The sequence below is a fragment of the Donghicola tyrosinivorans genome (assembly GCF_003003355.1).
Taxonomy (GTDB): domain Bacteria; phylum Pseudomonadota; class Alphaproteobacteria; order Rhodobacterales; family Rhodobacteraceae; genus Donghicola; species Donghicola tyrosinivorans.
This window is the reverse complement of the sequence record NZ_PVTQ01000004.1, coordinates 53,067-66,776: the sequence shown is the minus strand read 5'-3', so window position 1 is coordinate 66,776 and position 13,710 is coordinate 53,067. Positions and strand designations below refer to the sequence as shown.

Genomic DNA, 13,710 nt, shown 5'->3' with positions numbered 1-13,710 from the left:
CCGGAGAGATTTCATGAAACGTATCGCACTGACAACTGCGGCCTCCGCCGCAGCGACTGCTGCATTTGCAGCCCCCGCTCTGGCCCAGTCGCTGGATGAAAGCATCAACGCCGCTTTCGCCAGCAGCACCGGCTGGTTCGTGAACCTGATCTTCAGCCCCTTTCCCGGCACCAGCTTTCCCTGGATCGTCGGCTGGCTGGTGGTCGCAGCAACCATCTTCACCGTCTACTTCGGTCTGATCCAGTTCCGCGCCTTCCCCCATTCCATCGGGCTGGTGAAGGGCGACTATTCGGACCCCAATGACGCGGGCGAGGTCAGCCATTTCCAAGCGCTGGCCACGGCTCTTTCGGGCACCGTGGGTCTTGGCAACATCGCAGGTGTGGCCGTGGCGGTCAGCATCGGCGGCGCAGGCGCAACCTTCTGGATGATCCTTGCGGGCCTCATGGGCATGGCATCGAAATTCACCGAATGTACGCTGGCCGTGAAATACCGGAACGAGCTGGCAGACGGCACCGTTTCGGGCGGCCCCATGTACTACATGACCAAAGGCTTCAAAGAGCGCGGCCTGCCCGGCGGTAAAATTCTGGCGGTCTTGTTTGCAGTCTTCACGATCCTTGGCTCGCTGGGTGGCGGCAACATGTTCCAAGCGAACCAGGCCCATGCACAGCTGACCAACGTCTTTGGCGATTTCCCCGGCGTGATCACCGGCGTGATCTTTGCGGCGATCGTCTTTGCCGTGATCGTCGGTGGCCTGAAGTCCATCGCAAGCGTGACCGAAAAAGTCGTGCCGATCATGGGCATCCTCTATGTTCTGACCGCACTGGTCATTCTGGGCATGAACGCGGACATGATCGGTTGGGCCTTTGGCCAGATCATTGACGGTGCCTTCACCGGCATGGGTGTCGCGGGCGGCATCGTCGGCGCGCTGATCCAAGGCTTCAAACGTGCGGCCTTCTCGAACGAGGCGGGCGTTGGCTCGGCGGCAATCGCCCACGCAGCCGTGCGCACCAAAGAGCCGATCACCGAAGGCTTTGTGTCGCTGCTTGAGCCCTTCATCGACACCGTTGTGATCTGCACCATGACTGCACTGGTGATCATCATCACCGGCCAGCTGATCACCGACCCCGCAACCGGCAACTACGTTCTGAACGAGGCTGGCAGCGCGATCCAGACCGTTGACGGCAACACCGGTGTGGCGCTGACCTCGGCGGCCTTCTCGTCAGCCTTCGGTTGGTTCAGCTACATCCTAGCGATTGCGGTGATCCTCTTCGCCTTCTCGACCATGATCAGCTGGAGCTACTACGGCCTGAAGGCGTGGACCTTCCTCTTTGGCGAAAGCAAGGCTTCGGCCCTGACCTTCAAGGTCATCTTCTGCCTCTTTGTGATCATCGGTGCAGCGGCCAGCCTTGGTCCGGTCATCGACTTCTCGGATGCGGCGATCTTTGCCATGGCTGTGGTCAACATCATCGCGCTCTATCTGCTGATGCCGATCGTGAAAAAGGAACTGAACAGCTACCTCACCCGTCTGAAATCGGGCGAGATCCGCAAGTTCCAGTAAGTCACCTGAGACTTTTGAAAATAGAAATGCCGGGCCTTTCTTGGGTCCGGCATTTTCATTTTCTCGGGGCGATCTTCAGAGGCCCGCCAGCAAAGTGCGCGTCGCCTGCGCGATATGGGCCAGTCCCTGCGGCAGCATCTCGGGCGGTACAGGGCGCGGCACCTCTAGACCAAGAGGGATGTCCTTGGGCAAAGCACGCAGGTAAGCGGCCAGATCGATCTGCCCGTCTCCGGGGGCGAACCGTTCCGCCCGCGCGTTGTGCATCAACTCATCAGTCGAATAGCTTGGCTGAACCGGCGCGTCGCACAGATGGGCAAAAGGCAGACGTTCTGCCGGAATGGCGGCCAGCAGGGAATGGCCGGAACCCGAGCGGTCAAAGTGCAGGCTATCCACCAGCATCCCCGTATCGGGACCGGCGGCCTGCACCAGATCCCAGCACGCAACCAGATCGGGGACTACGGTCCACGGAAAAAACTCCATCACCGTGCCAAGGCCACGCTCTTTCGCAGCCTCGGTGATCGCCCCCAAGGTCTGAGCCAAACGGCCAAGATCAGGATCATAAGGCGCGGTGATCACCTGCCCCGCCCCCAGTTCTGCCCCCGCATCAAGGAAGGGCAACAGGTCTTCGACGCGGGTTTCAGGCTTGATCTGCACAAACTCGATATCGCCCACGTAAAGGCCGGTGTCCTTCAGGGCCGCCTTGGTCTGGGCCATTAGCGCAGGATCGTCCATCAGGGGATAGCCGGCAGAGGTCGGCGTCACTTGGATCAGCCGCAAACCCACCCCGTCAAAACCCGCCTCGGCGGCGGCCGAGATGAACGCAGGCGGCGGCAGGTCCAGCGCCGACAAATGGGCCAAAGTCAGTTTGCGCATCAAACGCTCTCCCCTGCGGTGGCGGCATCGCGCCCCGCGATAAATCCAAAGGTTAGCGCAGGACCAAGGTTGATCCCCCCCGCCGGATAAAAGCCGCCAAAGACGCTGGCGCTGTCGGTGCCTGCCGCATAAAGCCCGCCAATCGCGCTGCCATCCTCGCGCAGCACGCGGGCGCGCGCATCGGTGGCCAGCCCCGCAAAGGTGCCAAAGCTGCCGGGTACCACCTGCACCGCATAGAACGGCCCCTGCCGGATCGGTGCAACGTTGGGGTTGGGCTGCTGCTCGGGATCGCCCTGCAACCGCATGTAGGGAGAGGTCCCGCGCCCAAAGGCGCTGTCCACGCCTTTATCGGCATCCGCGTTCCATGCATCCACGGTAGTGCGCAAGCCCTGCGGGTCGATCCCGCAGGCTTGCGCCAGCGCCTCGATCGTCTTGCCGGTTTTCAGATAGCCGCTGCGGACCCACTGCCCAAAGGGGACCGGTGTCGGACGCACCACGCCCAGACCAAAGCGGCGAAGGAAGCGATGGTCGCAGACCATCCAACTGACCGCAGGCTGATCATCGGGGATCGCTTGCAGCATCGCCTCGACATAGTCGTGATAGCCAAGCCCCTCGTTGCAGAACCGCTGACCGTTCGCCAGCACGCCGATCACACCGGGCTTGCCCCGATCAATGATGTGCGGGAACTGCGCCTCGCGCCCGTCAGGCCAGCGCACGGTCGACACAGGGCAAAAGGCTGCCGGTCGGGCCGTGTCCAGACGCACCGCGCCGCCCACAGCCTCGGCCAGACGCAAACCATCGCCCGTGGCGCTATCCACCGCCAAAGTCCGGTGCTGATCTTCGCGGGGAAAGCTCTGGGTCCGCCGCGCCGCATCATGGGCAAAGCCGCCGCAAGCCAGCACAACGCCTTTCGCGGCCTGCACCTCTTCGCCATCCCCCAAAACAACACCGACCACACGGCCATCTTCTGCAATCAAACGCTCCACTGTGGTCGAGGTTCTGATCTCGACCCCCAAATCCAGCGCGGATTTCACCAGACGGGCCACCAAGGCGTTGCCGTTCCGCAGGTCCATCCCCCGCCGATACAAGGCCAGATCACGGAAATGACGCAGCACCCGCTTGGTGGCATAGGCAAAGCTGCCAATGGATCGGGTCATGGTCATAAAGGCCTTGAGGTCAGGCCCCGCCTGAATGGTCATCCCGAAAAAGGTCGTCTCGCGCACTGGCTTGCGCACCAAGTCGATGTTCTTGCCCAATGCCCGCCCGTCAAAGGGCTTGGCAATAACCGAGCGCCCGCCGGTCCCTGCCCCATCCAGATGCCCGTAGGTGTCGGGGATCACCAGACCGCCATCAAAGCTGAGGGCCGTGTTCTCTTCAAAGAACCCGACCATTTCCGGCGCGGCCTGCAAAAAGGCCTCGACCCGCGCGGGATCAAAGTGGTTGCCCAGAACATTGCGCAGATAGGTGCGGGGGGCCTCGATATCCTCATCAATACCGGCACGGATGGCGACGGGGTTGCGCGGGCTCCAGATCCAGCCGCCCGACCAAGCGGTCGTGCCGCCAAGCACATCAGTCTTTTCGATAAGGGTGACGCGCAGCCCGTGATGCGCTGCTGTGACGGCTGCGGCCAATCCGGCGGCCCCTGATCCCAGAACGATCAGATCGCTGCCATAGGTGACTGTGCTTTTCATGACCTCGCCTCCCCCTTGCGTTCGCCCGCAACCTGACGCCCCACAAAAATAACGTCAATTACATGTTTGCCAGATTTCATAACTCCATGTTAATCAGAACGTGGAGGAGACATCATGCGTGAAATTACTTTGCGCCAAATCGAGGTAATCCGTGCAGTTATGTTGCGCGGCACCATCAGCGGCGCGGCGGATCATCTGGGGGTATCTGCCCCCGGCATCAGCAGATTGATCAAACATACCGAAGACAGCCTAGGCATTCGCCTGTTCGAACGGCGCGCGGGGCTATTTGTCCCCTCGGTCGAGGCAGGCACCGTCTTTGACCAGATCCGAGAGGTCTATAAAGGCGTCGAGAACCTGCAAAGTGCGCTGGAATCCCTGCAAAAAGGCGAGGACGTCCATCTGGCCTTTGCCTCGGCCCCGTCTATTGCGCAGTTCGTGGCCACCCGCGCCATCCGCACCATGCGCGGGCGCTATCCCGATCTTTATGTGGACCTGAACATCCTGAAGATCGAAGAGACCGTCGATTACCTGCTGCTGGAACGAGGCGAGTTCGTCATCATGTCCTCGCCCGTCAACAACGCAGGCATCGCGAACGAACAGATCGCCGAAGGGCGCGTGGTGGTGATTCTGCCGGAAGGCCATCCCTTAAGCGAACGGGACGAAATCTCGGTCCATGATCTGGTGAATGAACCTTTGATCGGGATTGATCCCTCGGACCCCTACGGTAAGATCGTGGCACAACCCTTCGAGGATGCGGGCCTGAAGGCCAAGCACGCCATGCGTGGCCGCTTTGCGCAGACTCTGGTCAGCTTTGTGCGCCACGGGTTGGGTGTCGCTTTGATTGACGAGTTCTCTGTTGCCGAAGTCTACATGCCGGGTCTGGTGCGCAAGCCCCTGAAAGAACCGGCAGTTGTGAAAACCTATGCGGTCACAAAGAAGGGCCGCGTTCTGTCCTCGTTTGCCGAGCAAACCATTCGGCAAATTCGCAAGGAATTGTCGTTGTCTGGGTCAAATTGGGCAGAGCACACCGATGGAACATAACACAAAGTTAATGCTTCATCACTTTTAGCATTTGACGTTATGGTATACCCGCGTCATTTTGGCACTCGATCGGCGGAAAATCTTTCGTCGTGGACATAATCTCACTGGGAGGAGAGACATGAAACGCTTCGCTTTCGGCGCTGTTTCCGCGCTTGTACTGGCAGCAACCGGCGCACTGGCCGCTGACTACCCCGCAAAAGAAATTCAGGGCATCATCCAATGGGGTGCCGGTGGTTCGACCGACACCGTGATGCGCTCGGTCACCCCCCACGCTGAAGAAGTTCTGGGCGGCACCGTTGTCATGCAGAACATGACCGGCGGCGTTGGCGCAATCGCGCTGAACCACGTGGCAAACCAGGACGCAGACGGCTACAGCCTGCTGATGGGCGCAGAAAACCCGCTGCTCTACAAAGTGATGGGTCTGGGTGAGAAAGACTACACCGACTTTACCCCCATCAACCTGCTGGCACGCGGCACGCCCGTTCTGGTGGCAAACCCCGATGCGCCCTTCGATGACTACGCAGGTCTGATGAAGCACATCGCCGAGAACCCCGGCGAAGTCCGCTTTGGCGCGACCGGCCCCGGCGGCCTGCCTTCGGTGATCACCGCGATGATCGAAACCGTTGAAGGCGATCTGGACGTGATCTCGGTTCCCTACGACGGTGACGGCCCCGCGCTGACCGCTCTGCAGGGTGGCGCCATCGACGTGATGCCCGCCGTTCTGGGTGCAGCCATCGAAGGCATCCGCGCAGGCAACATGAAAGTTCTGGCGATCATCGATAACGCCAAGAACGAAAAGCTGCCCGAAGCGCCGATCGTGACCGACTTCAACGCGGCCTATGACGGCTTCCTGCCTTGGGGTCCCTTCTTCGGTGTGTTCGTGAAGAACGGCACTCCTGACGATGTCGTCGCGAAACTGTCGGACGCCTACGCTCAGGCAGCAACCAACGCTGACTTCGTCGAGCTGATGGACAACCGTGGCTTCACCATGATGAACATCTCGGGCGCCGAAGCGCAGGACTTCCTGACCAAGTGGCAGCAGAACACCACCTGGCTGCTGCAGGACGCAGGTCTGACCAAAGCGTCGCCGGAAGATTTCGGCATCGCACGTCCCGCGAAGTAATCCACTGAATTGACAGGACAGACCTGTCCTGATCGAAGCACACGCGCCGCCTGTCCCCCCGATGGGCGGCGCTCATCGTTTATGCCGTAGGCCATTCCCCTTCCGCGCCCGCCCTACGGCAATAGGAGGAAGCCATGGACGCAGATTTCCGAGGCGACGCCGACCACCACGACGGCACGTCTGACGCCACCCCCGGCGGTTACGCCGACAAACGCCGCCCTGGCGAAGCGGTCTTTGCCTTATTGATGACCATCGGCAGCGCTGTGCTGCTGTGGAACGCCTATGGCATTTCGGGCTTTGAGGCGCTGTCCTCGCCCGGTTCGGTGCCCATGGCCACCTCTGCTGTCATGCTGATCAGCGCTTTGGTCATTCTGGCCAAAACCCTGCGCATGAAAACCGCCGAGAACGAAAGCCTGTTGAAAGACATCATCCCCGTTGTGGTGATGATCATGATCGTTCTTCTCATCGCCTTCGGTATCCTGCTGACACCGCTGGGGTTCATCCCGACCGCCGCCCTGTTCCTGATCATCTCGATCAAGCTGCTGGCCCGCCGAGGCTGGCCGATGACCCTAGCTGTCGCGCTGGGATCGCTGGTGGTGATCTGGCTGGTATTCCGCATCATCTTCACCGTGCTGCTGCCCTCGGGCATCGTTCCGGAAGGTGAGATGATCCAGTACTTCCGCAATATTTTCGCTTCGGGAGCCGCATGATGAGCGTCCTTCACGATTTCTTTACAGTCTTTTTGCAGCCGCAGCTGTTCCTGCTGGTCGGTCTGGGCACCTTTGCGGGCGTCTATGTGGGCGCAATCCCCGGGTTGTCGGTCACGATGGCCGTGTCGATCCTGATTTCCTTTACCTTCTCTTGGGATGTCTATCCGGCGATCTCGCTGATGATCGGCATCTATATGGGTGGCGTTTACGGCGGCTCGCGCACTGCGATCCTGCTGAACATCCCCGGTGCGCCTTCAGCGATTGCCACTGCGATGGACGGCTATCCCATGGCCAAACGAGGCGAGGCTGGCACCGCCATCGGTGTGACCACGGTCATGTCGTTCTTTGGCGGTCTGGTCGGCATCGCCGTTCTGGCACTGGCCGCGCCCTTCGTGTCCGACTTTGCGCTAAAGTTCCAACCCCGCGACTACATGTTGCTGGCAGTGCTTGGCATTCTGCTGGTGGGCTCGCTTTCGTCGGGTTCGCTGATCAAGGGCATCTTCTCGGGCGCGCTTGGCATCGGCATCGGTGCTGTGGGTATGGACCCGCTGACATTTACCCAACGCTTCACCTTCGACATTCCGCTGCTGACCCAAGGCATTTCGTTCATCGCCGTGATGATCGGCATGTTCGGCGTCTCCGAGGCCCTGCTGCAACTGCACAACATCGACCTTCCCGCCGTGCGCCAGAAGATCGACAAGATTGTTCCCAGCTTCGGAACCGTCAAAAAGCACCTGCCCCTGTCGCTGCAAACCTCGACCATCGGGGTTCTGATCGGCGCTCTGCCCGGCACCGGCGGCGATATCGCGGCGCTGATGGCCTATGACCACGCCAAGCGCGTGACCAAGAACCCCGAGCGGAAATTCGGTGAAGGCGCGATTGAGGGCCTAGTTGCCCCCGAGACCGCAAACAACGCCGCCGTGGGCGGGGCCTTCATTCCGATGATGACCCTTGGCATCCCCGGTGACGCGGTGACCGCGATCATGATCGGTGCCCTGTTCATCCACGGACTGAACCCCGGCCCGATGCTGATGATCGACCAGCCCCATATGTTCTGGTTCATCGTGGGCGCTCTGGTGACGGCAAACTTCTTTATGCTGCTGTTCGGCCTGACCGGCATCAAGCTGTTCACCAAGATCGTGGAAATCCCCCGCGCTTTCCTGATCCCGCTGATCATGCTGCTGTCGATTGTGGGTGCTTATGCGGTGAACAACTCGATCACCGATGTGTACTGGATGCTTGGCTTTGGTGTCTTCGGCTACTTTATGCGCCACTATGGCTATCCGCTGGGTCCGGTCATTCTGGGCGTGATCCTGTCGCGCCTGCTGGATGACAACTGGCGCCGCGCGATCATCAGCGAACGCGAAGATCTGGGCCGGTTCTTCGGCGGCATCTTCAGCAGCCCGCTGTCGACTGTCCTGCTGATCACCGTCGTCCTGATCTTTGTCAGCCAGACCCCCCTGTGGACCAAGGCCAAAGCCCGCCTCTTCAAGAAGGAAGCCACCGAATGACCACGCCCGACCTGCAACTGGGCCTGATTGGCGACAACATCAAAGCCTCGCGCTCGCCCCTGCTGCACCAACTGGCAGGCAAGCAGAACGACATGGTTGTCGCCTATGATCTGCTGATTCCCCACGAGATGGGCCTGCCCTTCGAAGACGTCTTTGCCCACGCAAAGGACAACGGCTTTAAAGGCAGCAATATCACCTACCCCTACAAAGAGCGGGTCACCGCCTTTGTAGAGGTGGACGATCCGCTGGTGCGCGGGATTGGTGCCTGCAACACAGTGATCTTCGGAGACGGCAGTGCCAAGCCCAAGGGCTATAACACCGACTACAGCGGCTTTATGGCCGCCTACCGCGGTGTACGTGGCGACAAGGCCCCCGGCACGGTTCTGATGATCGGAACCGGCGGCGTAGGCCGCGCGGTGGCCTTTGGTCTGGTGGGTCTTGGCGTGACAGAACTGCGCCTGGTGGACCGCGATCTGCCCAAGGCCGAGGCGCTGGCCGCAGACATCCGCAAGGCCGCCCCTGCGGTAACCGTTACCTGCGGTGACGATGCCGTAGCAGCTGCCAAAGGGGCCACCGGCCTGATCAACTGCACCCCTGTGGGCATGGTCGGCTATGGTGGCACGCCGCTGGCAGCCGAGGCCATGGAAGGCGCGGAATGGTGCTTTGACGCGGTCTACACGCCCACAGACACCCAGTTCCTGCAGGACGCCGAGAAGAACGGCTTACAGATCATCTCTGGATGGGAGTTGTTCTTCTATCAAGGCGTACATGCGTGGAAGTTCTTTTGTGGCAAACCTTTGGACGAAAGCGCCCTTCGTGCCTCACTTTTGTCCCAAGCGGCATAATATTACCCCGAAATTACCCCGCCAATACCTGTAAGTGAGATTGACGGGTCAGGGGTAATTTTCCCAACATACACGGACCAGAAGGCGCGGTGTCTGCCACATCGCGGCCTGCTTAAACGGGGTTCGTGTTATGAAGTTACGTTCTACTATTGCCTTGGGACTTGTGCTTTGCGCCGTCGGTCTAAGCGGTTGCGTCCGTATCAGCCACACCACGCAAGCGTCTGAACCTGTTAAACGGGTTTACCTTGCCTCCGAGCTTCCAAGCCAAACCGTTCAGCTTCCTCTGAATCTGGCCCGCGCGCAGGTTCTTAGCCTGATGAACATGCAGCGCATGGCCAATGGCCGCCCGCCGATGGTAATGGACTCGACCCTGACACGCGTCGCCCAGAACTATGCCAACGACATGGAGCGGCGGAACTTCTTCTCACACACCAACCCCGATGGTCTGGATTTCGGCCGCCGCATTCGCAAGGCCGGCGTTACCCAACGCAAGGTCTCGGAGAACCTTGGCAAAGGCCAGCGCACCCCCGAACGCATCGTCGAGGCATGGATGGAATCGGTCGGTCACCGGATGAACCTGCTGGCTCGCAACAACCGGATCGTCGGCATTGGCCGGTCAAATGACAATCGCTGGGTTGCAGTCTTTTCGGGCGGCTAATCCCCGCCCCACGGACCCCCAATGCAAAAACGCCCCGCCAAATGGCAGGGCGTTTTGTCGTTTCTAAGGGGTTAACGCCCGCCAACACTGTCCAGAAGCGCCGTGATATGTGCAGGCCCTTCGGGGCGGATGCCCTTGGGGTTCAGCGCCTTGATTGAATAGTAGCCACGGGTGATGTGATCCATATTCACCGTGTCCTTGATCCCCGGCAGATGGTAGATCCGCTCCATATAGGCTTGCAGGCGCGGATAATCGGCGATCTGGCGGCGGTTGGCTTTGAAAAGACCATGATAGGCCGCATCGAACCGGATCAGGGTCACAAAAGCGCGGATGTCCACTTCGGTCAGATGATCCCCAAGCAGGTAATCACCAGTCAGCCGATCCTCCAGCGCGTCCAGCATGTCAAAGACACCTGCGACAGCCTCGTCATGGGCCTCTTGGCTGCTGGCAAAGCCCGCCTTGTAGACCCCGTTGTTCAGATCATCGTAGATGCGGGGGCTTAACGCCTCGATCTCATCCGCCAGATCGGCAGGGAACAGGCGGACGTCCGAGGGAACCAGCCCTTCAAAAGCGGTATCCAACATGCGCAGAATATCGGCGCTTTCATTGTTCACCATGACGTTGCGCTTCATGTCCCAGAGCACCGGCACCGTGGCGCGGCCCGTGTAGTGAGGGTCGGCCTTGGTATAAAGCTGGTGCAGATACTTGAAGCCGAACAGCGGGTCTTCATCCGCACCGTCATAGCCCCCGAACTGCCAACCTTGATCCCCGATTGTCGGATTGACGATGGTGACAGGGATCACATCCTCCAACCCCTTCAGCTTGCGCGCCATCAGCGTACGCGAGGCCCAAGGGCAGATGAACGCCACATACAGGCGATAGCGGCCCGCTTCGGCGGGAAAGCCGCCCTCGCCCGTGGGGCCAGCGCTGCCGTCAGGGGTGATCCAGTTGCGAAAGCCTGACACCTGACGGACAAAGCGCCCTTTCTCATCAGCCTTCTGGACCGGCTGCCAGTTGTCGGACCATTTACCATCTACAAGCATTGTTGTTCTCCGAAATCAGGCGTGGAACACAAAGGACCGCATGGACACCGATCCCAGATCAATGCTGTCCGTCATCCACGTCAGTTTGTCCTTGGCGTCCGAGGCCCCTGCGATCGTCAGCGCAGGCAGGTAGTGATCCACCGTTGGATGAGCCACTTGCAGCAGCTTGCCCAGACCCCGACGGTCAGCCAGCGCGGCAAAGTTCCGATCCTCCAGCTTGTTCGCAAACAGGGCATCGAATTCCAGCGCGAAGTCCTGCGGTTTGCCGTTCCAGTCCAGACGGCGCAGGTTGTGCACCACGTTACCGGACCCAAGGATCAGCACGCCGCGATCGCGCAACTCGGACAGGATCTGGCCGATTTCCAGCTGGTAATCCAGATCGCGGGTCATATCGATCGAGACCTGAAACACCGGCACATCGGCGTTGGGATACAGGAACTTGAGGATCGTCCACGCACCGTGATCCAGACCCCAAGTGTCGTCTTCCTCGCCATGGTGGCTGGCCAACAGGCTGACCACTTCGCGGGCCAGTTCCGGCGCGCCTTCGGCGATATAGTGTTGGTCGAACAGCTCCTGCGGGAAGCCGTAGAAATCGTGGATCGTGCGCGGAAAGGCCGAGACATCCACCAGCGTGGTGCCTTTGGTCATCCAGTGGGCCGAGACCACAAGGATCGCCTTGGGATGCGGCAGGGTTTTGCCCAGTTCGGTCCACGCGCGGGAATATTGCGTGTCCTCAATGGCGTTCATCGGGCTGCCATGACCCAGAAAGACCAGCGGCATCCGGTCCGAGGGGCTAAGGCGGTCGCGCAGGGCGCTAAGGGATTGGACGGTACTCATAGGGTTTCTCCGGTCAGGCGGGACCGCAACAGGTGCGATCCCGATGGTTGGACAAGGGTTTATGCGAACTGGCCCAAGGCGCGGTTCAGGACAGGGATTTTGACAGCGTAGCGACCCGCACCGATCAGCGCGATAGTTGCTTGGGCTGCGGCCCAGAACAGGGGGAACTCCCACCCGCCGCCTTCATTCGAGAAGGTCCAGCCATTACCGCTATGGGCCCAAGTGGCCCCCAGCAGGACGGGGATCAGGGCAAGGCTGACAAGGCGGGTGCCAATACCTGCGATCAGCGCCAGACCACCGCCCAACTCGGCCAGAATGGTCAGGTAGGCCACAAAGCCCGGCAGGCCGAGGCTTTCGAAATAGCCGACAGTGCCGGGAATGGTGAACACGCTTACTTTCATCCAGCCGTGGGCAAGGAACAGGGCACCGCTGGCAACGCGCAGGATCAGGGCCGCAAGGTCAATCTGTTTGGTCGAGGTCATATCAGTCACTCCGGTCATCAAGTGGGGCGCCTTCTAAGGTCCGGCCCCGTTTGTTTATCTCTGCCACCGAACTTAGAGCTTGCAGCCTTTCCATAAAATGGAGACTTTATGGAATGACTTTCTCTGATTTGTTCGGAATAAGCGATGGACCTTGTCGATGAACTGCGGGCCTTTGTGGCGACGGCGCAAACGGGTTCCTTCACGGGGGCGGCGGACCAGCTTGGGGTTTCGAACCGGTTAACGTCGAAATACGTTGCTGAACTTGAGGCCCGTCTTGGGGTGCGCCTGTTCCAGCGCACCACGCGCAAAGTGGGCCTGACCCCCGCAGGCGAGGATCTGCTGGCCCGCGCCCCTGCCCTGCTGGATGATCTGGACGATCTGCTGACTGAGGTCTCGGAAGGCTCGCGCGGGTTTTCCGGTGTGATCCGCCTGTCCGCGCCGGTGACCTTCGGGGAAATCTACGTGGTCGGGATGCTAGAGCGGTTCGGACAGGCCAACCCTGACCTGACCTTTGATCTACGCCTGACGGACCATTTCACCGATTTGGCCAGCGAAGGCATTGATCTGGCGTTCCGCCTTGGCGCATCGGGCATGCAGTCGCTGAAGACGCGGAGGCTCGGGCAGTTCCAATCCTCGCTGGTAGCCAGTTCCGGCTATCTGGCAGCACGGGGCACACCGCAGATCGTCAAGGACTTGGAGGATCACGCCTGTATCGTAGACACCAACCGGCAAAGCCCCCGTCGCTGGGTCTTTCGCCGTGACGGGACCGAGACCGTGGCGCAGGTGCAGGGGCGGTTCCATGTGAACTCGGCCCGTGCGGCGGTGGAACTGGCACAACAAGGGGCGGGCATTGCTTATGTGCCGGACTTTGCCCTGCAGTGTGTGACAGGGGGCCGCGATCTGGTGCGCCTGCTGGCCGATCACACCTCGGACGGGCACCCGATCACCGCCGCCTATCTTGAAGGACGCACCCTGCCTCGCAAGGTCCGCGCCCTGATAGATTTCGCGGTCAAAGACATCAAAGCCAGCGGCGTAGTGCAAATGGCGCCCTGACCGACACACCACCCAAGATGCCCATAAAAAATGCACGGCGCCCATACCAATAAGAGGTGCGGCATTTCTGGGGCTACGCAAACGCTTGAAATGCGATTATGACGCAGGGGAACCTGCCATCCGTGCCGACAGGCAGACAAATGCGCAAAGCCCTTCTTTGCAACAGCCGCATCGCAGCATCTTGCATCGGAATCGCATTTGGTATACGACGGCATACAGCAAGCTTGTCGCGGCGCGCCAGAACATAGCCCGGCCGGGCGATCAAGCTTATTTCAACCCTCGAAG

General features: G+C 60.4%; 13 protein-coding genes. 8 read left to right on the top strand and 5 right to left on the bottom strand.

Features of this window, described 5'->3' with window-relative positions:
• The first annotated feature begins 13 nt into the window (after positions 1-13).
• Complete coding sequence (locus CLV74_RS07255; protein ID WP_106263574.1) at positions 14-1,558, top strand: alanine/glycine:cation symporter family protein; 1,545 nt, start codon at positions 14-16, stop codon at positions 1,556-1,558.
• 75 nt (positions 1,559-1,633) lie between these two features.
• Here the strand turns inward: CLV74_RS07255 and CLV74_RS07250 are convergent, their stop codons facing one another.
• Positions 1,634-2,431, bottom strand: coding sequence for a sugar phosphate isomerase/epimerase family protein (locus CLV74_RS07250; protein ID WP_245888483.1), 798 nt, complete (start codon positions 2,429-2,431; stop codon positions 1,634-1,636).
• Positions 2,431-4,122 (bottom strand): FAD-dependent oxidoreductase, encoded by a 1,692-nt coding sequence (locus CLV74_RS07245; protein WP_106263572.1) that lies wholly within the window; start codon positions 4,120-4,122, stop codon positions 2,431-2,433. The genes CLV74_RS07250 and CLV74_RS07245 overlap by 1 nt, the downstream gene beginning before the upstream one ends.
• 114 nt (positions 4,123-4,236) lie before the next feature.
• Here CLV74_RS07245 and CLV74_RS07240 point away from each other — a divergent pair, with 114 nt between their 5' ends.
• From CLV74_RS07240 to CLV74_RS07215, 6 genes are all read left to right on the top strand, one after another.
• Entirely contained in the window at positions 4,237-5,163 is a 927-nt protein-coding gene (locus CLV74_RS07240) for a LysR family transcriptional regulator (RefSeq protein ID WP_106263571.1), read from the top strand.
• Positions 5,164-5,281: 118 nt separating this feature from the next.
• Entirely contained in the window at positions 5,282-6,286 is a 1,005-nt protein-coding gene (locus CLV74_RS07235; protein WP_106263570.1) for a Bug family tripartite tricarboxylate transporter substrate binding protein, read from the top strand.
• A 134-nt stretch (positions 6,287-6,420) separates the two neighbouring features.
• Positions 6,421-6,996 (top strand): tripartite tricarboxylate transporter TctB family protein, encoded by a 576-nt coding sequence (locus tag CLV74_RS07230; protein ID WP_106263569.1) that lies wholly within the window; start codon positions 6,421-6,423, stop codon positions 6,994-6,996.
• Positions 6,993-8,507, top strand: a complete 1,515-nt coding sequence (locus CLV74_RS07225) for a tripartite tricarboxylate transporter permease (protein WP_425430972.1) — start codon at positions 6,993-6,995, stop codon at positions 8,505-8,507. Before CLV74_RS07230 ends, CLV74_RS07225 begins: the two co-directional genes overlap by 4 nt.
• Complete coding sequence (locus CLV74_RS07220; protein WP_106263567.1) at positions 8,504-9,352, top strand: shikimate dehydrogenase family protein; 849 nt, start codon at positions 8,504-8,506, stop codon at positions 9,350-9,352. The genes CLV74_RS07225 and CLV74_RS07220 overlap by 4 nt, the downstream gene beginning before the upstream one ends.
• 130 nt (positions 9,353-9,482) lie before the next feature.
• Entirely contained in the window at positions 9,483-10,010 is a 528-nt protein-coding gene (locus tag CLV74_RS07215; protein ID WP_106263566.1) for a CAP domain-containing protein, read from the top strand.
• Between the two features lie 71 nt (positions 10,011-10,081).
• Here CLV74_RS07215 and CLV74_RS07210 read toward each other — a convergent pair whose 3' ends face one another.
• The 3 genes from CLV74_RS07210 to CLV74_RS07200 are packed head-to-tail and all read right to left on the bottom strand — an operon-like array spanning position 10,082 to position 12,390.
• Entirely contained in the window at positions 10,082-11,053 is a 972-nt protein-coding gene (locus CLV74_RS07210) for a glutathione S-transferase family protein (protein ID WP_106263565.1), read from the bottom strand.
• A 15-nt stretch (positions 11,054-11,068) separates the two neighbouring features.
• Positions 11,069-11,890, bottom strand: coding sequence for a 4,5-DOPA-extradiol-dioxygenase (gene ygiD, locus CLV74_RS07205; RefSeq protein ID WP_106263564.1), 822 nt, complete (start codon positions 11,888-11,890; stop codon positions 11,069-11,071).
• 59 nt (positions 11,891-11,949) lie between these two features.
• Positions 11,950-12,390 carry a DoxX family protein gene (locus CLV74_RS07200; protein WP_245888482.1) on the bottom strand — a complete coding sequence of 147 codons (441 nt, stop codon included), beginning with the start codon at positions 12,388-12,390 and terminating at the stop codon, positions 11,950-11,952.
• A gap of 126 nt (positions 12,391-12,516) precedes the next feature.
• Between CLV74_RS07200 and CLV74_RS07195 the strand changes: the two genes are divergently transcribed.
• On the top strand, positions 12,517-13,425 hold the full coding sequence (locus CLV74_RS07195) for a LysR family transcriptional regulator (protein ID WP_106263563.1): 909 nt from the start codon (positions 12,517-12,519) through the stop codon (positions 13,423-13,425).
• Positions 13,426-13,710: the final 285 nt, after the last annotated feature.